Source organism: Cryobacterium sp. SO2 (assembly GCF_026151165.2).
GTDB lineage: Bacteria > Actinomycetota > Actinomycetes > Actinomycetales > Microbacteriaceae > Cryobacterium.
Map to the genome: position 1 here is coordinate 2,525,411 of NZ_CP117849.1, position 20,168 is coordinate 2,545,578.

Genomic DNA, 20,168 nt, shown 5'->3' on the forward strand with positions numbered 1-20,168 from the left:
ACGAGCAGACACGGTGCCGATCACAGCAGCCATCACCAGCGCTCCACAGCGACTGACACCCTCACTCACCCCGAGCCTCCAAGAATCGACCACGAGCCCATGAACGTTCCAGCCAGCATCCCCAGCCCCGACGTCAGCTCAATCCAACTGGGACCCTTCCAGATCCATTTCTATGCGCTCTTCATCCTTGCCGGGATCGTCGTCGCGGTGGCCCTCACCTCCCGGCGTCTCACCGCGCGCGACGGGGCTCCCGACACGGTGCTCGACATTGCCCTGTGGGCTGTGCCCTTTGGCATCATCGGCGGCCGGCTGTATCACGTGGTCACCCACCCCACCGACTATTTCTTCCCCGGCGCCGACCTCTGGAAGACGCTCTACGTGTGGGAGGGTGGCCTGGCCATCTTCGGCGCCATCCTTTTCGGCAGCCTCGGCGCCTACATCGCCTGCCGCCGGGCAGGACTGCGCTTCCTGTCATTCGCCGACGCCCTGGCCCCGGGAATGTTGTTGGCCCAGGCATTCGGACGGCTTGGCAACTACTTCAACCAAGAACTCTTCGGCACCCCGACCACCCTCCCGTGGGGCCTGCAGATAGATCCAACCCAACCGGCGTTTCCCTCTGGCCTGCCCGAGGGCACGCTCTTTCACCCTCTGTTCCTCTACGAGATACTCTGGAATCTGGTCGGGGTAATCATCATCCTCCTTGCCGAACGGCATATAGATCTCCGGTGGGGAAAGGCTCTGGGTCTCTACCTGATCATCTACGGGATGGGCCGCACCTGGTTCGAGTCGTTCCGCCTTGACCCAACCGAGTTCGAACTCGACGGGTTCAAGATCAACATGCTCATCGCCTCCCTCGTCGCAGCGGCAGGCATCATCCTGATCATCGTGCAGTCGCGTCGCCACCCTGAGGCTGAGACAGACCCCCGACTGCCGAATGGGCAGGGCAGGGTTGGGACCCCAACCGACGATGTTCGCGCACCGGCTGATGCATCGGACCCCGGAGTGCTCGAGCGAGGTAAGCAGGGATGACCGTCATCGGATACGCGCGTGTTGCGACGCGCAAGCAGAGAGTTGATGAGCGAGAAATCGCATTGACCGCGGCCGGTGCCGAGCGCGTGTACGTGGACCACGGCGAGTCACGGAATAAGGCGTCGCTGCCGCAGTTTTCGGCCTGCCTGGACTACCTGCGGAGCGGTGACCTCTTGCTGGTGTGCCAGCTGAGCCAGCTGGATCGATTGGGGCGTGACGATCGTTTGATTGCACTCCTTCACGAGTTCGGCGAACGCGGGATCGGCCTGCGCTCATTGGCGGAACCGGCGATCGACACGACCGGCCCCTCAGGCCAGGCCCTGTTCGAGATCATCACCGTTTTCGCTCAGCTGCGTACTGACGCGATCCAGGTGCACCGGCGCGATGGCCCCGCACCGGAACGAGCGCATGGGCGCGACGGCCCCCGCCCCACAGCGATGACAAACGAGCGGATCGCCGTGGCTATCGATATGCGCGAAAGGGGCGCCACGATCGACACGATCGCGACCACCCTCGGCGTCGACACCGTGACCGTGCAACGCGCGCTCCTAAGCAACCCAGACGGACAACCGAAGTTGGCGCGCGACGAGGGCTGATGCCGCACAGGCGCCGGCCCTCTCGCGTCACCTCACGTAGGAAACCAGACCGATCATGCCACGGGCAGCGTGGTAGGCGTTGTGGCAGTGGACCAGCCATTGGCCGGGATTATCCGCGTCGAATTCGACGGTGACAGTCTTCCCAGGCCGGACAATGACGGTGTCCTTGCGCGCTCCATTTGCCGCGATCTGGAAGCTGTGCCCGTGCAGGTGCATCGGGTGCCACATCATCGTGTCGTTGATCATCGTGATCTGCACTCGCTCGTCACGGCTGACTTCGAAGGCACCGGCGTAGGGGTCGTCCATGTCGAAGGTGCGCCCGTTGACGCTCCAGTCGTACGAGTGCATGCCTCCGGTCAGTCGCATCTCGTGGCGCCGGTCAGGCGTGCGGGACGGAAGGCGGGCGGATTCATCGGCTCGCAATCGACCGCCATCGGTGACGTCACCCTCCAGCGCAGACGGCATTTGATCAGCCGAGGGCGGGGTGCCAGACCCCGCGCGGATGAGCCCGTAGGCGATTCCTTCCTTGCCTTCGGGCAGCGCGAGCACCGGGGAATAGCCGTCGACGACGGTGACGAGCGCGTCGATGCGTTCGCCCATACCGAGGACAACGGCGTCTACTTCCTGATGCTGGACAGGAAAGCCGTCGGTGTGGGTGAGGGTGATCTTCTGCCCGGGGATGCCCACCCTGTAGGCGGTGTTCCCCGCCGCATTGATGATGCGCAAGCGGATTCGGCTGCCCGGTCGACTGTCGAACACTTCGGCCGTGAGAGGTGCCTGCCCGTTGAACAGGTGGGCAGGGAATGGCACGTCGCCGGCGTCGCCGCCCAGGTACGGGCTGGTGAAGAGCGACCCCATTCCGCTCATCCCTGAATCCATTCCACTCATGCCCGAGCCCTCAGCCACGGTGTTGAGCGCGTCGTCGGGGGTACCCGGGAGGCCGTCGAGCCAGTCGTCGAGGAGGATGACTCATTCCTGGTCGTACGCCAGGGGTTCGTTAGGGTCATCGATGATGAGCGCCCCGGACAGGGCGCGTTCGCGTTGCATATCCACGTGCGAGTGGTACCAATACGTACCGGGCCGATTGAGCAAGAACTGGTATCCATAGTCGCCACCCGGCGCTATGCCCTTTTGGGTGACGCCCGGGACGCCGTCGGCGTCGTTTCGCAAGGCGAGGCCGTGCCAGTGGATGCTTGTCGACTCTGCCAGGGTGTTCGTCACCGGTACGTTCAACAGGTCTCCCGTTGTGGCCCGGATGAGAGGCCCGTTCAGTGTCCCGTTGTATCCCCACGTCGTGAGAGCGGTTCCGGCGACCATCGTGTCGAAGGTGCCGGCGGTGAGGTTCTGAGTGACAGTGGCGCCGGTGGCCGCACGGCGCGCCTCGTACTGGGCGACCAGGGGGTCCGTCGACAGGATTCGGTCGACCCCGGCTCGTGCGCCGGGTCTCGTCGTGCAGGAAGCCAGGGCCGCTGTCGCTGTGGCCGCCAGGGTCGCGCCGAGAAAGGTGCGTCGGGTGAAGTTTGTGACCATTGTCAGCTCCGTTAGTTCTGGCTCACGGGTGAGCGTGTGGCCGGCCACTCCAGATTGGACAGGTGGCGGCGCAGTTTCTTTTCAGACAGGCGGCCGTAGCTGAACAATGCGCCGTCGATCAAGATGCCCGGGGCGAAGACGATGCCGACCCGGTTGGCGATCTCTCGGCCTTCGGCTGATGCCAACGGCACCTCCACGATGGTGAGGGGGTACTCGACGGCGAGCTGCGCCAGGGTGTTTTTCGCGTTCACGCAGGATGGGCATGATTCCTGGGTCAGGACAGTGATCATCATGATCCGCTCACCCCGGCGACCGTCATGTCGGCGAGCAGGTCGGTCATAGACACGTACATTGTGTAGTCCGGGGCGCCGCCGTAGTCGGCGCGCCACTGGATCGTGCCGTCGGGCCCGACGAGGATGAAGCTGTGGCCGGCGCGGGAGTCGCCCATCATGCCGTAGTCATTCGCCCCGTATTCCTTGATGACGTCCATCTTCGTGTCCGCCAGGGCGACGGAGGCGAGTTTGTCGTCGTCCATTTTTTGGGCGATCAGGTCCACCGGACCGCTGGTGATCGTGAGCACATCGTCGACTCCGGCGGCAGCGAGCTGGTCGGATGCGGCGTCCAGGTCACGCATCTGGTCCCAGCAGGGCTGGCAGCCCAGTCCCTCATGGAAGTACAAGAGCACCGATTCGCCCGAATAATCACTCAGATCCACAGTGTCCCCCGCTGTGGACTCCAGAGCGAAATTCGGAGCCTTCTCCCCAACCCCCGGAGACCCCACCGCATAGTCCGCAGCATCCGCGCTCCTGCCCGCGGGAGCCGACTGAGTCGTCTGCGTGGGTGCGGAGGGCTGCTGGGCCAGAACGAGGAAGAAAGCGCCAAAGATGGCCACGATCACGCCGGCCCCGATCAGAACGGCGAGGCGGTTGGTGTTCCTCTTGAGCGGTCGCATCGCTGCGGCCGGCTTTTTGTTGCGTGATGCCATTACTGTGAATCCTTTGCATTGTCGTGACATGCCGGAGTGGTCGACCCGGCCGCAACCCGCTCTGTCGCATCCGGCTCTATCGCGGAAGACGTGTGACCGGCATCCGGGCGTCGGGCGCGCAGGGCTTTCCACACCAGCATGGCGAGGGCAGCGAAGACGACGAGCGCCGAGAGCCAGCCGGGGATGAAGCCAATGGATTGCTGAATGACCACGGCTGAGTGGTTCAGCCAAGCGGTGACCCGCACCTGCCAGCCGTCGGGCGCCATTCCGATGCCGCGAACCGCGATGATCATGGTGACGACACCCATTCCGAGCATCAAGCCGCCGGACAACAGGCTCGACAGCGGCAGCCGCCGCCCGCCGGGCCACAACGACACAGTGCGCGCCGTGAGCAAACGGCTATTGCTCCAGTCCTTCCGATCCCACACCAACGCGAGAACGCAGAGCGGGGCGACCATGCCGAACACGTAAGCAACACCCACCAGTGCGGCAGTGGAAATGGACGACGCCGCTCCCGACATCGCGGCGACGCCGGCCAACACTGGTGCACAGCACGCACTGGCCGCGCCGGAGAAGACGCCGAGGCCGTAAACGGAGCCGATGCCGGAGCCGGAACTCTTCCCGGACGGCATCGGAAGCATCAGTTTCCACCCCACCAACGTGGCGACGCCCACAACGACCATGGCAATTCCTACGACGCTGAAGATCCAGAAATGGTACTGCGCCAGGGCGCGGCTCACGATCGCTGCCCCCAACGCAATGGGCAGGATGATCGTGCCAACGCCAGCGGCGAAGACCAGTGTCATTCCCAGGATCTGGCCGCGCCGGCGGAAGCTGGACGCGAAGAACGCCGGCAACATTACCGACACGCAACACGGGGCCAGCAGTGCGACGATCCCACCTAAAAACGAGGCGAGAATCGTGGTGGAGAGCAGGACCTGCTCCATGTGATGCTCCTTCAAGAATGCACGGGCTCACCGCCGTGCCGTGGGGACGTGGCGAACGCCCGGGGGTCACGCCTGGGTCGTGGTCTTTGCGGTTTCGTCAGAGGCTGTGTCGCCATGCATGTGGGATTCCTGCGGGGCATCGGCGTTGTTGGTCTTGCCGCGCATCATCATGAACATCATGCCGATCATCATCACGGGGCACGCCAGAACCGCTGCGATGGGCAGCGCCTCGCCAATCGACCTGCCGGCCACGAGCAGGCCGCCGAGGATGACGACACCGATCGCGATCATGCCGATGAGGTGAGATTTGCCGCCGTGGTTGTGCCCGTTCATGGACCTTCTCTTTTCTGGTGTTCGGTTGGGTGGACTGTGTCCTGGGGTGGTGTGTCACTGCCTCGGCCATTCGCGGGAAAGATCTGAGCTATCGCCCACACACCGAGGATGACGAAGACCACACAGATTCCGGCGAGAATCGGCCACGCGCTCATGACCATCACTTCCTCCTACCGGAATCTCTTGTCATGACTGTGGTCCCTCCACCCGCGCCTCCCGGTGCAGGTTTGACGAAGAAACGATAAAGAATGCTCCTCATCTCCAAGGGAGCACTCAGCCTTGGACGCCTCCAGAACAGGGAGCCCCAGGCTCGGGGGTTTGCAGGCCCTGCATGTATGTGGCGAGGAACTCGCTCAATCGTGGGTCGGTGGCACTTTCTACCTGGAGCCGCTTCCCCCACGCGGTGGCGATGATCGACGTAGGCAGGTCCGGATACGGGCTCAAGATCTCATACGAGTTCGCTGCCGCGTCGGAGGTAAGGACCTCGATCTCGGATGCAGGCAGGCCAGTTCGGTATGTCACCCACACGGCACCGTGCTCGAGAGAATGGACCGCACGCCACGTGTCCACCGGCTCTGTGTATGTCCCACAGTTCGTCAGGTCCTCGGAATGGTCGCCGCCGACCGGCGGCAACTCCGGGAATGCGACCGTACTGAGAACGTGCTCGCGGCTCAGCCCCGAAAAGCTCTCAACTCCGTCGATTGTCGACCCAGGCGCAGAGTTGTCATCAGGCTCTGCCTGCGGAACACCGAAGACAACGAATCCGACGGTCGCCAGTAGGCCGGCGATCAGGACGGTACTCGCACCGAGCAAGAACACCTTCCGTCGTCGCTCGTCCTTCTTTATCTTCCCGCGGGCCTCGGCCACGATGGCTTGCCGGCCTAGTTTTCGCGCGCTATTCGATTGCATATCTGATCAGTTCATTTCTGTCGGTACTGGCGGTTGTGATGGTTGTCTGCTCCAGACGGTTGGCTCACGGGTGATGACTGTCGTGTCCCACTTCCGAGGAACCCGTGGAGGGTTGCCTCGCCGGCGCGCTTATCAGCGGCCCAACGACGAACGAAGAGAGGAGGAACATCACGACGAAGATTGCCAGGGCAATTCCAGGGGCCCACCAGCTCGCGAATTTTCGGCGAAGCGAAATCAGCATCGGCACGGATGCAACGAAGCCGAGGACACCGAATAGGACCGTTCCGCCGCTACCCGCTACCAGTGCTGAACCGACAAGAGGGCCGATGTGATGAAGCACGTGCGGCGCCACACCCGCTATCCCTCCCACCGCACCGGTGACAACCGTCCGGATGGTTCGAGGTCGGGCCTGGGTTTTCGTCACAGGCGACGCTTTGTCGACGACGGAGACATCGTCAGTGCGTGCCGAGGGGGTGCTCATCGTTCCACCATCGCCCGCGAGGGCATCGATACCGATGGAGATTCGGTAAAGGAACGATCAAGTATCGAAGGAACCACACGGAAACTTCATAGTTCCTTCGACAGTTCCATATTCGAGGACAGAAGACTCGACGTAGGAGCGCCACTGGCGCCAGACGAAAGGAAATTCCATGATGGGAAATTATGCGGGCGGCATGGGCGGGGCGGGTTGGATCCTGATGGTCCTGCTCTCGGTGACGCTGATCGTCGCCATCGTATGGATGGTCGTCGGAATGGTCACCCCGCCCAAACAACAATCCGCCCCCACACCGGCCACGTCAGAGTCGAGGATCGATAGTCCAGCCGACATCCTGAAGCGCCGGCTGGCCAGAGGTGAAATCGACACAGCGACCTACGAAGAACTGAGCTCCACGATTGACAAGGTTCGCTAACCGCCCCGGCCTGTTGACGATCCGCCTCCTTTGCCCCAGAGGGCGCTGGCGGATCGCCCTTCCGGGACCTCGAGCAAGGCCCACCGCTATCCCGGTGACCACCCGAACCAAAGGAAAGAACCTATGAAAAAGCGCCACCTCACAACCGTTGCAGTCGGAGTCGCTGCCGTCGTCGTCGCGACTGCAGTCATCGCAACCACCACCGGAAGGGCCGACGCGGAGGCGGCCGACCACAACGACATGGTCGCAGGCACCGTTTGGGTCGCCAACGAAGATGGCGCCAGCCTCACCGCGATCGATGCCTCCACCAATACGGTCGCGACTACCCTCACCGGAATCGAAAGCCCGCACAACGTTCAAGCCACGCAGGGCGGCCAGTCCGTGTGGGCGGTGAGTGGCACAACGTCGATGGCTGTGGAGATCGATTCACAGACGAACGAGGTAAACGGAGCGGTACCCACCGGGGCTATGCCGGCCCACGTCATCGTGACACCCGACGAAACCCGAACCTACACAACGAACAACGCGGACGACACCGTGACAGCCGTCGACATTGCCACCATGACGACGATCGCCACGATCCCGGTCGGCGACGGGCCACACGGATTGAGGCCCAGCCCCGACGGCAAGACCATCTATGTGGCCAACAACAACGGAACCACGCTCAGCGTCATCGACACCGCCACCAACACCCAGATCGACGAGATCGAGGTGGGCAAATTGCCCGCGCAGGTCGCGTTCTCGCCCGACGGAAACTTCGTCTACGCATCGGTGAACGGCGACAACGCTGTAGCCAAAATCGCCACGAGCACCCGTGAACGCGTTTCCACACTTACAGTGGGCGTAGGTCCAATCCAAACGTTCGTCAGCCCCGATGGTCAGTACCTCTTGGTCGCCAACCAAGGCACAGAAGAGTATCCCGGCCGAACGGTTTCCGTCATCGACACCAAGACTTTTGACTTCGTCCGCACAGTCGAGACCGGTGCCGGCGCGCACGGTGTCACCATCGACCCGACGAGTCGACACGCCTACATCACCAACACCTTTGACGACACGGTGTCAGTGCTCGATCTCAAGGAGCTTACGGTGGTGGCTACAGTTCCAGTCGGTTCAAAGCCGAATGGGATCACCTTCACCAGTCAGGCCGCGGGAATCGCCCCGGCTGTCGAACTGGACCTCAAGATGGACGACAGCGCTGCGCCCGGCATGAAGCATTGACCGAATGCCGAATCGATCCGCCTAGGCCTTGAAGGCCTAGTGACTTCTCGTATCGATTCTTTCGAATCTATGTTCTAATACCTTTATGGGAGCAACCAAGAGATATCCGAGCGGCCCCCACGCCGAAACTCCGGTGCAGGCAGACACCTTGAGACAGGTTGAGCCCGACTATGGGGACGAGTTCACCGCCCGGCCGTTCAGTCTTACGCCGGAGGAGTTGGGTCGGCTGCCGGTGACTGTGGCCTCCGAGCCCATCCCTGTACTCGCGTGGGTGCGGTCCCCGCAATGCCCACCCACGTCCAGGGTCGCGCCCTGGCCTGGACCCCACGCGCCGTCTACATCGAGTGGGAACAGCGTGGTCTGCGCCGGGTCTGGGTCTGGGCATCGGCGGTGGAGCGCGGCGGATTGGCCTGATTAGAGATGTCGCGCGAGGACGCAATCCCCGGGCTCCCGGTCATACCAAGCACCGGCGCGAACTCAGCTGCTCTTGGACGAGAAGCTTGGCTCGTCGGAACGGTCCAGTCCAACATCATTGCGACCCTGCAGCAGCGTGTTGAATCGTCGGGCACTCGCCTCCCGACGGCGCACCCGACACAACCCGATGAGAGTCACAGGTCCGGCAACCAGAAATTTCAGTGAGTTCCACGCGAACAGCAGCGCGAGCATATTGAGCCAGCCTGACCCACCAGATTCTGTGAGCCCCACGCAAGCGACCGTCGCGAGCGCGTATGGGACGGCGAGAAGCATTGACGGCATGCCCCATTTGAGACCGCGCCGAGTGTGGATAGCGTCCAGCACGAGGTTGGTCGGCATGAACCGGCGCAGCGAATAGTGCGTGCGGGCGGTCAGGCCCAAGATCAATCCGAACATGCGTCGGTCCTCCAGATGTTCGGCGACAAGAATCTGAGAGGGGCCGCTAGTTGGGAGCCATGCCATCGCGACAAGCGATGGCGCGAAGTGGAGGTCGCCTAATGACAGATTAGAACTGTATGCCGGCAGGCGGAAGCCCCACCGTCACACTCGATCTCAGTCCACCATGGGCCGGGACTCGTTCTGCAAGCCGACGTGCCGAATCTAGAGCGGCCCGGGCGCGCGCGCCGTCAAGTTGCTGCGCCTCCGACTGGGGCGCCGGACCGAGTGCACTGGCTCCAACGATCTCATAGCGCTCCCTATAGGCCGCGACTGTGCACCCATACTGCCGCCACATGGCGGATACCGATCCCCGTGGCACCGGGCCAAGGGCTCGCGTCCACGCTTCGCCCGCAAGCAACGCCTCGTTAAGGGCGATGCTCGCTCGCGTTTCGATCAGGTCGCTCCGCTCGAGCAGAGCGCGGCGCATGTCTGCGCGCATAGGTCCCTTAGGCACTGGGATTAGTCCGACTACGAGCAGTGGCATCTTCCGTGAACGCCCCGCCCCGGTGTCGTGAGCAGTCACTGATTCGACCCTGGAGCGGAGAATGGCCGCGATGTCCTTGGCGTCGTCGAATCCTCGGACGGCGATAGCGCGGGCGAGCAAGCTCTTGATGTCGAAGTGGTGCGCCTCGGCCCTCCGGAGTTCCGCTGTGAGCGGGCCAAACGCATCCGAGGCGATAACGGTGTCGGCGTGCACCTGCGACAGCCCGCTCTCGCGCACCACAGACACCCACCTGTCGTGTTGAGCGGCCGCCGCGATGGTCTCGTACTCTGCTGCAAGTTGGGCGATCGATCCCGCCGAATCCTGCTCCGCGGAGATTGCCTCATGTGCAGAAAGTTCAGCGCCCTCGCGCTGCAGTACGCCATAGAGAACGCTTCGCGCCGTGGCCTCGGTGTCGTCGCCAGGTCGAGGCCCGACGTGGGCGTCATCCGGTCGGTCCACGGCAACGTAGGCAGTATTCGTCTCCCGGCCACGCGTCATCGCGACGTAGAAGTTCTCCCTCGTCATGCCCGACGCAACGAAAGTGTGTGCCGTGTCCGTCGTCATGCCCTGGGCGCGATGAGAGGTGACCGCGTAACCGAGTTCGAGGTGCCGTTTGGCGTACACCGCAGGAAGCAGCACGGCACTCCCCCACCGACGACCATGCCGCCGCACCTCAACGGAGCCATTTCGGTGCACCGCGATCACCGTCCATCTGTCGCCGTTGCGCACCCAGGATCTGGCCGCGCGAAGGCGCCGCTCGTTCTGGCGCGTGATGACCGTGTCACCGACCGCCGCTCGGGTTCCGTCGTGAAGGGTGATCTCCCGGAGCGCATCCACACGCCCCTCCAGGATTAGTTCCGTCCGGGCGCGCACGTTCAACGAGGCAACTGCCTCGAGTGAGTCACTGATTAGCACCGTGGTCTTGCCTGCTCGAGCATCTGTGCGCCAGGCCTCATACGCAGCATCCGCCATTGACTCGGTGCTGCCGTCACGCACGCGGTCATGCGCGACGTAGGCGTCGATCGACTCGGGGTCGCCGTGACGCAGTTCGAGGGATGCCGTCTTCTCCCAGTCGTGGATGAAGCGGTGAACATCAAGAAGTTCAGGCGCGTCTGCTCGATCGTGGACGAGTAGGGACAGCGCCCCACCCGCATCGACCGACTGGAGCTGGGCGTAGTCGCCCACCAGGAGAACTTTCGCGCCAGCATCCGCCGCGAGCGCGGTTACCCGATCTAAGGGCAAGGTTCCCGCCAAAGACGCCTCGTCGATAATGACTAGCTGGCTAGCGCGGAATGTCGCCCCGTACTCGAGATGGTTGTGCCACCACTTCGCCAGATTCTCGGTTGTGATACCCAAGTCGTCTGCTAATACCTGAGCAGCGGAGGCAGAGGGAGCCAACCCGACCACGGAACCCGCACCGTGCGCCGACTCCCATGCCCGCCGGAGCGCGTTCATCGCTGTCGTCTTACCCGCGCCGGCCGGCCCGACCAGAACATCGATTACGCGGCCGGAGCCGACAACCTCTGTGAGCGCTTCAAGCTGGTCGACGGACAGCATGCCACCACCCGGCAACGGCCTGCGTTCAGTAGATCGGAGTGTGATCGCCAACACCTGTGGGCCAGTCTTATCACTGGCCCGCTTGAGCAACCGACTCTCGGCGTCCAGCAACTCGGTGGAGGTGAACACTACGGAGTGTTTGGGGCGGAAGACAGTCGTACCATCACCTCGCTGGAATGGCGCTGGGTTCGACGCTAGTTCCGGAGGCGTGATCCGCAATGACGCACGCTCGGCGGCATCGACGATAAGACCGACAGCGGCTTCTCGATCGGATGCCGATGCGAAACGGTATTGCATCGTTTGCCGTGACGCTTCGGCCACGAGATTCCAGTGGCGCCAGGTCGCTCGCCTTTCGCTTACCGCCCTCATCACACTCATCCCGAGTGCGCTGACGGCCTCGAGCGGCACGTCCCCTGCATTCAACACCACGGGTGTCGACTGCACCTCCGTGGCACTCGGCCGCGTCGTCGACTTCTGGTCCAGCACACGGTGGGCGCGTTCACGCCACTCCGCGGTGAGTTCAGCCAGAGACCGCACCGTCTTCGCAGGCCGAGTGGCCAGCGTGGCCTGCGCGCGAAGCTTCATGATTGTGACCGGGTTGGGACGGTAACCGTGACTACCCACATACGCCCCGATCAATCGATCGGTCTCGACGTCGATGTGCCGCGACCGAGTTGAGAACTCCGAGACCAGCACCTCGGGAATCGAGCTGATCGCCCACGCTGGGTGACGGTCCCGGCCTCGCTCGCGCATCACCCAGCGCACACCGACGGCACGCGCAAGCGCGTCCGCGAACAGAGTCTCGTGCAATTCAGACAGTGCGACGACCGCCGCGTGCATCGGTCGGCCGTCGAGGGAACGCCACCTTCCATCAAGCACGGCTTGCACCTTGTTGCTGATTACGACGTGCGTGTGCAGGTGCGGATCACCCGCCCTACTGTCGAAGTGATCGAAGGCCGTCGCGATCAAGCCGCTCACATCCACCTGGGCAACGGCGCCGTCGTGGACCGCTGCGCCGGTCCTCGTGGCGGCAACCTCGCGCTCCATGTACGCGACAACCTCGGCGACCGCCGCATGATGCGCATCCACGATCTGCGCTTGGGTGGTTGCGTCTGCGACGCCCCAAAGGATGCTCGCCGACTTGGGGATTGAGAAGGTGAAATCGTAGCCCGCGACTGCGCGCCGCCTACGCGCTACTTGGTCGCTTCCCGGCGACGACTCGTCCGAGTCGACCGGGGTTCGATAGGAGGGATACGCGCGTCCCAATGGCGAGCCAGTGACAGGGTCCCGCCCCATCCCGATCAAGAGCTGTAGTTGCGCCTCTGTGACTTCGGCGCCTTCGACAATGCGTCCCCTCCCGAGGCTCGGGATACCTTTGCCCATCCATCGTCCTGGCGGGGTGCCCTTCGCGCTGTAGTACCGAGTCAGTGGCGTTGACAACGACCGTTCCCCGTCGCCGGCAACAACGGTGCGGAGCAGGTACTTGTAACCGTCACCAGCGCTCATCACCCGCATAGACACCGTCATCGAAACACCCCGCCTCCGGGAGGAAGGTGCGCCGCCTCGATCTGCAAGAGGCGTGGCAATTCGGTTGGAAGGACTCCGAGGCCTGCCCAAGGGAGTGTTCACGCCAACGCTGGCTGGTGTCGGCATCGAGAGTTGATCGAGAATAATCTGCCCAGCAATGAGTGCGAACGTCGATTGATTAAGTCGGTCGCGTTCCGGCTATTTCTTCCAACGGCGGTGCAATGCTTGGTGCATTCACCATCTTGAGGGTGTGGGCTAACGGCCCGGGCATGTTGCAGACAAATCGTTCACTAAGCTCAACCGAGTCCATATCCCAGTCGGCTCAGACCTCACGAACCCAAAAAGGAACCCACCACATGTCCCGCAACGCCCGGAAATACGGCCTTGGTAAGTTCCTGCTCGATGTCATTCTGGTCCTCATCACGGGTGGCCTGTGGCTGATCTGGATCTTCGTTCGGGAACTGAGAGGCCTTCGTCGATAGTCCCCGCAGATCTAATCCGCGGCTGTCACGCTAGGGATCTGCTTCACCCTGATCTTGCTTCGGGCACAGTCGACATCTGGGTTGAGCTAGACCACTGCGGGCTACCTCAAGCTCACTTCGGTCAGGGAAGTCAGCCAAGCGTGGAGTACCGCCCTCCAGTGGTGGCGATCCGAATTCCAGCTCATCGTGTGGTCTGCGTCGAATGATTCGAGCTCGACGATGTCAGGGCGCAGTTCTCTGAGCCGACTCGAGATCTCGAATGGCGATGAGCTATCAAGGGTGCCGTGCAGGATGAGTGTCGGCACAGTCAGCTCGTCGGCTCGCGCTACCCAGTTGAATTTTCGCAGGGGGACGGGGTTCGGGAGCCCGGTCAAGCGAGCCAACGGCCGGGAGTTGAGCCATGGCAAAGCGAGGCCGCCAGTCCATGCAGGCAGGCCTGCCCGCGCGCAGTTTGCTCTGATCGTCGACACCCAGTCAAGGACTGGTGACTCAAGTACGAGACCCTTCAGAATCGCCCGGATCTCGGATTCGTTGGCAAGTTGAAGTGCGATGGCTGCGCCCATCGACCACCCGACCAGGACGATGTTATTGGCGCCGTTCTGGCGAGCGAAGCGCACGGCCGCCCGGACGTCGTCCACCTCGGCAGCACCGAGCTCGGATCGTCCAGTTCCCACAGTGGGACCTTTACCGTCATTCCTGTAAGTCACGACAAGCGAGGTCAACCCAGCTTCCTCTGCGACTTGCACCCCACGAAGTGTTCCGGCGCGCGGGCTTCCGAGACCGTGGATGTGGATGGCCCACGTTGTAGATGGGCCGCCACGAGGAGCGATAAGCCATGCAGGCGCGGGACCAACATCCGTCGGTATTGAGACGTCCATCGCATCTAAACCGGCCTCCTCCGGGGTCGAGAAGACGATGCCGCTCCAAGAAGCTTTGTCACCGGCCTTCAGGTCTCCACTCGGTTCCTCCACCGCGCGTCCGACGAGCCTCGGGCCACGATCCACTACGTCATTCGACAGCCGAGCCCAGCCGCCATTCTCGAGAATAAGGCAGTAACGACCAGGCGCCACGGTGTGAGCGGTTCGGTCAAGAACGACGATAGTCCGCTCCCCCGAGCCCTCTAATCCACGGATGGTGAGGTCGAATGTTCGGCCACTCGTCGGCGCGGTAAGGCTCTTCGCGATGAAGATTCCGAGCCCAGCGACCACACCGCCCGCAGCGACCACCGTGCCCACCACTGCCCAACCGACTCTCATCGCCGCGACTGCCCATCTCCAGTAGTCGTGGCTGAAGTCGCGGTCACCGAGCCCGTCTGTACGGCCCCAACAAGGTGACGCTCGGCGCGCTCAACCAGCTCTCTGTCTCGGTCGCTGACTGTGAAATGCACTCTGGTGTCCATCATTGCGTCACGAATCTCGACGACCTGACGGTGTAGCAGAGTGTCGGGTTCGTCCGTATGAAACGCGACCTGCTGGTTCTGGCTAATTCCCGGTCGTGCCATCGTCGCCTCCACCCAGATCGGTTTGAGGTCGTCGACGAACATCAGTGTCCTTCGTTCGCGGGATCGTGCCTGTAAGGTCCGAGCGGCAGGCTGGCCCGCGAATCCGAGGCAGAGGAACAAAAAGGCCAGCAGCCGCAGCGGCTCATACGTGACTGCGATCTCAGTCATGACGTCCAGCTCGTCGGTGACGTGGGCGAGGTCCATGGCGATGACGACGACGCTGAGAACCACCCCAAGGAGACTTCCGATGAACAGAGAAGCCGGTGGCAATTGCTGGACACCGTTGGTGTTTCGGAACTGGCGGGCAGCGAGGACTGCCATCGCGGAAAGGACGATCCCGTAGTAGACGAATTGGATCGTTGAGTAGATGGCCGCCGCAGGTTGGTCACCGAGCTCGAGCATGAAGTTTGTGGTGGTGCCGCTTAGTTCAATGAGGAAGAACGCAACGACGGCGCCGAAGATTGCAGTTACCAGGGCGACCCGACCGAGTGCGAGCCTGACTGTCCGGGGTTGATGCTCGGATGCCTTCATCACTCCACGACCTAGGAAGAATACGCCGACCATCAACGCAACATCCGCCACTAGAGTTACGAGGTTGTCCCCTCCGGCCAATCTGTCGAGAGCGCGATAGACGGGGTCAGTGTTGAGCGTCATTGCGACCGCGATTGTCAGCGCGGCATAGGTAATATTCCGTTCGGCACGACCACGCCGCAGGATGAGCAGACTCGCCGCGAGTAACCACATTGCTGCGGCGACAATGACGGCAGTCATCCGAAGATCTCCAAGTACCGGGAGCTGTGCATTGCCGAACCCCGAATCGCTGCGGCCAGACGGTCGGCGAGCGTCTCCGCTATGACTTCTTCGGCGGTGTCCAGATCCTGGCGTCGGAGCAGCCGTGACTTGATCTGTGGCGGAATGTCGGGCAGCAAGAAGTCGGGAGCTTCGGGATCGTGATTGGCGTCGTGACCGAGGATCATGTGCGCCAATTCGTGCAGCACGAACTGCTGCCGATGCAGCGCCGAATCACTGCTGGCGTGGAGGATTAAGTCTTCCCCGTCCGCCACGAGCCAGACCGCACACAACCCGTCTTGATCGCCAAGGTCCGCGAGTTCAACGATTCTCAGTCGGCGGTGCCGCCTTCTCTGCACGGCGCCGACGAGTTCGTCGAATGTGAAGTTATCCCCAAGAGCAAGGTTATCGACGGCCGTCGACACGCTCACTTCCTTGTCCACTGCTTCTTCACCTCAATTCATAGGTTGGTTATGGCTCATCTCCAGCACGATCTTGCGCTTCTCGAGATTTGGGCGAGATCGCCGCATCCAAGAACCTGCTGATTGCTTGCAGCGCTTCAGGGGAAATGTCTCCCAGGGTGCGAGCCGCGTAGGTTTTCACTTTGGCGGCTCGCATCGCGCGTATGAGATCGAGTTGAGCGCTCACTTTTGCGGGGACGTCAGCGTCGGCGGCACCCGCGAGGAACGCTGGATCGACGTCGAAGAATGCAGCCAGCCCCTCGAATAACGGGAGATCCTGTACATACCGGTGGCCGTTGACCATGTAGGTCCAACGTGACCGCGAGAGGTTGGTGCCACGCTCTTCGAGATACGCGGCGATCTGGGCGAATGTCGGCTCGCTGCCCGTTTCTGCGACCGCAACGTCGAGTAGTAGCCGAAGGCGCTTCGCGAGATTGTCGGCGGCTGTCTTACTCTCTTCATCGGTCATAGACAGACCCTCTCACCCTTCGGTCTGGTCCGAACGTTTCGGCAGTCACGCGAGGCCTTGGGAGTGCTCAATTTAGTCTTTGAGCATGACCAACACAATGGTTGCGCATGCTCAAATGTGGTGCTAAACCGTAGCTGAAAGCAATTGAGCATGCTCAACGGAGATGGCTCGCCTAACGCGCTGGTTGGCGAGGCGCACCTCTGTGTCAGCCACACATCAAGTGCGTGGCAGCCACTTGGGAAGGTGATCAATGTGTCGACTGAACCGCAAACGCGACAAGACCGGGATGCAAAGCTCGCGAGCCTTCACGAACGCCTCGTTGCATCGGTCGAGGAGCTAGTCAACGGAAATGAGTGGCGCCGCGCCCTTGAGTTCTCCGCTCGCTTTCGATCACGGTCTTTCAACAACTCACTGTTGATCTGGGGGCAGCATTCAGCAGCGCACGAACGTGGAACAGTCCCGACTGAACTCCCGAGCTACGTGGCCGGGTTCCGGCACTGGCAAGCGCTCGGGCGACATGTGATCGCCGGGCAAAAGGGTTACATGATCTTCGCGCCCCTCACCGCGCGTTTCGCAAGCTCCTCCCCCGTCGACATGAGTTCGTGGCGGAGGCTTAACCGACACGAGCGGCCCCGATCCGGTGAGGTCGTACGCCAGCGAATGGTCGGAGCCCGCCCCGCATACGTGTGGGATGTCTCCCAAACGGAGGGGTCGTCGATTCCTGAGCGTCCCGCGCCCATGCTGCTCCGCGGCGAGGCACCCCAGGGACTCTGGGACGACCTCCGAGCACTCATCGAAGAGTCGGGTTTTGCCGTCTTGTTGGTACCGGATGCTGGGTCACTCCATGGAGCAAACGGCCAGACCGACTTTGGTGGGCGAAGAGTCTTCGTCCGCGCGGACATAGATGCCGCGGCCCGGGTGAAAACGCTCGGTCACGAACTGGCACATGTCAGGTTGCACGATCCCGATGCTGGCACGCTTTCACACCGCGGCATGCAAGAAGTGGAGGCGGAGTCGGTCGCATTGATGATAGGCGCGGCACACGGGATGGATACAAGCGACTACACGATTCCGTACGTGTCCGCCTGGGCCAGCTCCGTACCCGACAAGACCGAGACCGAGGTTATCCAGGAGACCGGCGAGCGCGTTCGTCGGGCGGCCGTGGCGATCCTCGACGGGCTCTCGACACATCAGATTGGAGCCGGCGATCCTCCCGAGTTGGGCCCGTCGCAACCGGTCCGGCATTCCGACGTCACATTGCCGGATCCCCTCGATCACCAGTCTGAGCGGCCCGGAATCAGGACACTCTGATGGATATCGTCGGCGTCCTAATCGACACGATTCAGTCTTCGATGGGAAGTGCGGCTCTCTCCTTCGCCAGGGCAGCCATCCCGATCTTTCCGTGTGCCAGGGACGGCAAGCGTCCGCTCACTCATGCCGGGTTTCACGAAGCAAGCTCTGACTTGGACCAGGTGCAGGCTTGGTGGGCCCGTTGGCCCTCCGCAAATATCGGGATGCCAACGGGCAGCCCGTCCGGTTTCGACGTGGTCGATATCGACGTCACGGCCGCAGGGTCGGGGTTCAGCGCGTATGAGCGTGCGAATGCCGCCGGGCTCGTCGACGGCGAGCTCGCCCGCGTGCGCACGCCGTCCCGAGGAATGCATGTCTATTTCCCCGTGCTGGCGGCCCGTCCTCAACGCTGTTGGCAGGCTGCATCCGCGCATATCGATTTTCGTGGCGACGGCGGCTACGTCGTTGTGCCGCCCTCGATGCTGGCGACACCCAACGGCCGAGTCTGCTACCGGCTCGACTCGCTGTCAGCGGCAGGCTCGAAGCCGGTCGACGCCATCGCCCTCCGGGAGTTCTTGGCACCCAGACCGCCTCGGGCGGTATCGAGGCCGGAGGTGCTCGCCTCGGCTGAGCCTCAGCGGCTGGCGCAGTGGGTCAGCAAGCTCGCCGAGGGCGAGCGAAATAGAGGCCTGTTTTGGGCAGCCTGCCGACTTGTGGAGGCTGGGTTTGCGCCTGCGGACATCGACGCTGCGCTGGCTCCGGCTGCAGAGTCCGCGGGGCTGCCGACCACGGAAATTACTGCGACTATCCGGTCCGCGAGCCGACAGGCTGCCCCACATGCGCCTCGCGCACGGAGCGAGCAATGGTGCGACCCAAGTGCTCCGGTACGCGGGCGAGGTGACGCGCTATGCCTGGGGTGACGTTCGCGTTCGCGGCGACGTCTGGCCTTGCCCGGGGCATTGCCTTCCAGGTACGTGTTGACACTCCTGTAGTTCAAAGCATCGATATGAGGGAGGACCAAAGCCATGGCTAGGGATGAGTTCAAAGAGGCAGGCGAATCAGCAACTATCGAGACCCTCGGCGAAACACAGCCGCAGCATCCATTCCCCGCAGAGGATCCCGTTCGCTCGGATTTAGCAGCTTCGCACGACGAAGCGGACAGACGATCACTCTTAACCGGCAAGGAAAAGCACTCCCCTGGCGGCGACGTCAACTGGGTTCGCGCCTCAGATCTACTCAGCAGCAGCACCGGGCGCATGGCCGGCAGAGGCATCGACTTTGAGGCCGAGCTCGCACGCCGGATGCGCAGGACCCCGGCCACCACCCGCCGCGCAATACGCGATCGCGCGAGCAAGCTTCCCCCGCTCTCCGAATTCGGGCAGCGGAACGACCAGGCCCAGGTCTCACGCCCCGAGCTCGGCCGACCCTGATCTCAACGGCAGCCAGTGCGACGACGCACACCGATCCGAAGGGAGGTGCCGTGATGGAATGGACCACACACCGAGGAGCAGATTCGAGGGCGTTCCACGACTCCGAGGGACTGAGAACGGTGCTCGCAAGACTTCAGGCTGACGGTGGTCTCAGCTGGCGAACTGACCCCGAGGCATCCGAGCTCATGCGGTACGCCGCCAAACGCTACGCAGCCCTGGCGCACCGACACGGACTGGATCCCTGGGAGGCAGCCGCCGCGGCGTACGACGCAATGCGAGCACCGTCAGCGTTGCGCGCCGACGATCCCTGGGCGATCGTGACGAGAGCAGTGCAGGTGACCTGTATTGCGGAGGAACGCGCTCAGGGCCTCCTGTGCTCGGTGCACCAGGCACGCCGACGCAAGATCTCGGGGTACCACGATGCCGAGCGCTTCAGTGACCGGGAGCGCCCTCTACCGGAGTATCACCCGGCATTCCGCACGGAGTCGGCCGACCCGCAGACCGATGCATCGCCGCGACCCGAAGTGGAACCGGCTGTGGAGGACGCAATCATGCTGTTCACGCTGCTGGGCTGGGAGTCTGACCGAGCACGAAGCTGCGTTGAGTACATCTGTAGCCGGCTCGCGGACTCCCAATCACGCCCTTCTGCCTTCGAGTCACTGCGCCGCGACTACTCCGCCCGAGCGCACCTAGACATTCCCCAACGGGCGTGGATGTCCATGCTTCGAGCTCTCCTAGGGAACGGCGATCCGCTGCAAGCACACACCGCTGCTAGCCGCGGCATCCTGCTTCGGTTGCTTATCGGCGA

Annotated in this window: 22 protein-coding genes; 8 read left to right on the plus strand and 14 right to left on the minus strand. The window is 62.8% G+C overall.

Features of this window, described 5'->3' with window-relative positions; translation table 11 throughout:
- The first annotated feature begins 99 nt into the window (after nt 1-99).
- Together lgt and BJQ94_RS11795 are read left to right on the plus strand one after the other, a co-directional pair.
- Nucleotides 100-1,029 carry a prolipoprotein diacylglyceryl transferase gene (gene lgt / locus BJQ94_RS11790; protein ID WP_265400374.1) on the plus strand — a complete coding sequence of 310 codons (930 nt, stop codon included), beginning with the start codon at nt 100-102 and terminating at the stop codon, nt 1,027-1,029.
- Nucleotides 1,026-1,625: a recombinase family protein gene (locus BJQ94_RS11795; protein ID WP_265400375.1), complete on the plus strand. Its 600-nt coding sequence runs from the start codon at nt 1,026-1,028 to the stop codon at nt 1,623-1,625. The genes lgt and BJQ94_RS11795 overlap by 4 nt, the downstream gene beginning before the upstream one ends.
- Nucleotides 1,626-1,652: 27 nt before the next feature.
- On the opposite strand, the gene BJQ94_RS11800 is transcribed toward BJQ94_RS11795, so the two are convergent.
- From BJQ94_RS11800 to BJQ94_RS11835, 8 genes are all read right to left on the minus strand, one after another.
- A complete protein-coding gene (locus tag BJQ94_RS11800) occupies nt 1,653-2,492 on the minus strand; it encodes a multicopper oxidase domain-containing protein (RefSeq protein WP_265400376.1) in 840 nt (279 codons plus the stop codon).
- 102 nt (nt 2,493-2,594) lie between these two features.
- A complete protein-coding gene (locus BJQ94_RS11805; protein ID WP_265400377.1) occupies nt 2,595-3,155 on the minus strand; it encodes a multicopper oxidase domain-containing protein in 561 nt (186 codons plus the stop codon).
- A gap of 11 nt (nt 3,156-3,166) precedes the next feature.
- On the minus strand, nt 3,167-3,448 hold the full coding sequence (locus tag BJQ94_RS11810) for a thioredoxin family protein (RefSeq protein ID WP_265400378.1): 282 nt from the start codon (nt 3,446-3,448) through the stop codon (nt 3,167-3,169).
- Nucleotides 3,445-4,140: a peroxiredoxin family protein gene (locus BJQ94_RS11815; protein WP_265400379.1), complete on the minus strand. Its 696-nt coding sequence runs from the start codon at nt 4,138-4,140 to the stop codon at nt 3,445-3,447. Before BJQ94_RS11815 ends, BJQ94_RS11810 begins: the two co-directional genes overlap by 4 nt.
- Nucleotides 4,140-5,087 (minus strand): cytochrome c biogenesis protein CcdA, encoded by a 948-nt coding sequence (locus BJQ94_RS11820; protein WP_265400380.1) that lies wholly within the window; start codon nt 5,085-5,087, stop codon nt 4,140-4,142. Before BJQ94_RS11820 ends, BJQ94_RS11815 begins: the two co-directional genes overlap by 1 nt.
- Nucleotides 5,088-5,153: 66 nt before the next feature.
- Nucleotides 5,154-5,420, minus strand: a complete 267-nt coding sequence (locus BJQ94_RS11825; RefSeq protein WP_265400381.1) for a hypothetical protein — start codon at nt 5,418-5,420, stop codon at nt 5,154-5,156.
- 273 nt (nt 5,421-5,693) lie between these two features.
- Nucleotides 5,694-6,287 carry a DUF3105 domain-containing protein gene (locus BJQ94_RS11830; RefSeq protein ID WP_265400382.1) on the minus strand — a complete coding sequence of 198 codons (594 nt, stop codon included), beginning with the start codon at nt 6,285-6,287 and terminating at the stop codon, nt 5,694-5,696.
- 106 nt (nt 6,288-6,393) lie between these two features.
- Nucleotides 6,394-6,810 carry a hypothetical protein gene (locus BJQ94_RS11835; protein WP_275875484.1) on the minus strand — a complete coding sequence of 139 codons (417 nt, stop codon included), beginning with the start codon at nt 6,808-6,810 and terminating at the stop codon, nt 6,394-6,396.
- Between the two features lie 169 nt (nt 6,811-6,979).
- On the opposite strand from BJQ94_RS11835, the gene BJQ94_RS11840 reads away from it, so the two are divergent.
- From BJQ94_RS11840 to BJQ94_RS11850, 3 genes are all read left to right on the plus strand, one after another.
- Complete coding sequence (locus BJQ94_RS11840) at nt 6,980-7,240, plus strand: hypothetical protein (protein ID WP_265400383.1); 261 nt, start codon at nt 6,980-6,982, stop codon at nt 7,238-7,240.
- Nucleotides 7,241-7,363: 123 nt separating this feature from the next.
- Complete coding sequence (locus BJQ94_RS11845; RefSeq protein WP_265400384.1) at nt 7,364-8,458, plus strand: beta-propeller fold lactonase family protein; 1,095 nt, start codon at nt 7,364-7,366, stop codon at nt 8,456-8,458.
- A 285-nt stretch (nt 8,459-8,743) separates the two neighbouring features.
- Nucleotides 8,744-8,872, plus strand: coding sequence for a hypothetical protein (locus BJQ94_RS11850; RefSeq protein WP_265400385.1), 129 nt, complete (start codon nt 8,744-8,746; stop codon nt 8,870-8,872).
- A 63-nt stretch (nt 8,873-8,935) separates the two neighbouring features.
- Here BJQ94_RS11850 and BJQ94_RS11855 read toward each other — a convergent pair whose 3' ends face one another.
- Entirely contained in the window at nt 8,936-9,328 is a 393-nt protein-coding gene (locus tag BJQ94_RS11855; RefSeq protein ID WP_265400386.1) for a sulfate permease, read from the minus strand.
- A gap of 109 nt (nt 9,329-9,437) precedes the next feature.
- Nucleotides 9,438-12,938, minus strand: coding sequence for a MobF family relaxase (mobF, locus tag BJQ94_RS11860; RefSeq protein WP_265400387.1), 3,501 nt, complete (start codon nt 12,936-12,938; stop codon nt 9,438-9,440).
- Nucleotides 12,939-13,294: 356 nt separating this feature from the next.
- Between mobF and BJQ94_RS11865 the strand changes: the two genes are divergently transcribed.
- The gene (locus BJQ94_RS11865; protein WP_255578577.1) at nt 13,295-13,420 is read left to right on the plus strand and encodes a hypothetical protein; all 126 of its coding nucleotides are present in this window, start codon (nt 13,295-13,297) and stop codon (nt 13,418-13,420) included.
- Nucleotides 13,421-13,521: 101 nt separating this feature from the next.
- Here the strand turns inward: BJQ94_RS11865 and BJQ94_RS11870 are convergent, their stop codons facing one another.
- The 4 genes from BJQ94_RS11870 to BJQ94_RS11885 are packed head-to-tail and all read right to left on the minus strand — an operon-like array spanning nt 13,522 to nt 16,640.
- A complete protein-coding gene (locus BJQ94_RS11870; protein ID WP_345893441.1) occupies nt 13,522-14,676 on the minus strand; it encodes an alpha/beta fold hydrolase in 1,155 nt (384 codons plus the stop codon).
- A complete protein-coding gene (locus tag BJQ94_RS11875; protein WP_265400388.1) occupies nt 14,673-15,692 on the minus strand; it encodes an MAB_1171c family putative transporter in 1,020 nt (339 codons plus the stop codon). The genes BJQ94_RS11870 and BJQ94_RS11875 overlap by 4 nt, the downstream gene beginning before the upstream one ends.
- Entirely contained in the window at nt 15,689-16,153 is a 465-nt protein-coding gene (locus BJQ94_RS11880; RefSeq protein WP_265400389.1) for a hypothetical protein, read from the minus strand. Before BJQ94_RS11880 ends, BJQ94_RS11875 begins: the two co-directional genes overlap by 4 nt.
- Nucleotides 16,154-16,181: 28 nt before the next feature.
- A complete protein-coding gene (locus BJQ94_RS11885) occupies nt 16,182-16,640 on the minus strand; it encodes a hypothetical protein (RefSeq protein ID WP_265400390.1) in 459 nt (152 codons plus the stop codon).
- 150 nt (nt 16,641-16,790) lie between these two features.
- On the opposite strand from BJQ94_RS11885, the gene BJQ94_RS11890 reads away from it, so the two are divergent.
- Nucleotides 16,791-17,951, plus strand: coding sequence for an ArdC-like ssDNA-binding domain-containing protein (locus BJQ94_RS11890; protein WP_265400391.1), 1,161 nt, complete (start codon nt 16,791-16,793; stop codon nt 17,949-17,951).
- The gene (locus BJQ94_RS11895; protein ID WP_265400392.1) at nt 17,951-18,850 is read left to right on the plus strand and encodes a bifunctional DNA primase/polymerase; all 900 of its coding nucleotides are present in this window, start codon (nt 17,951-17,953) and stop codon (nt 18,848-18,850) included. Before BJQ94_RS11890 ends, BJQ94_RS11895 begins: the two co-directional genes overlap by 1 nt.
- Nucleotides 18,851-20,168: the final 1,318 nt, after the last annotated feature.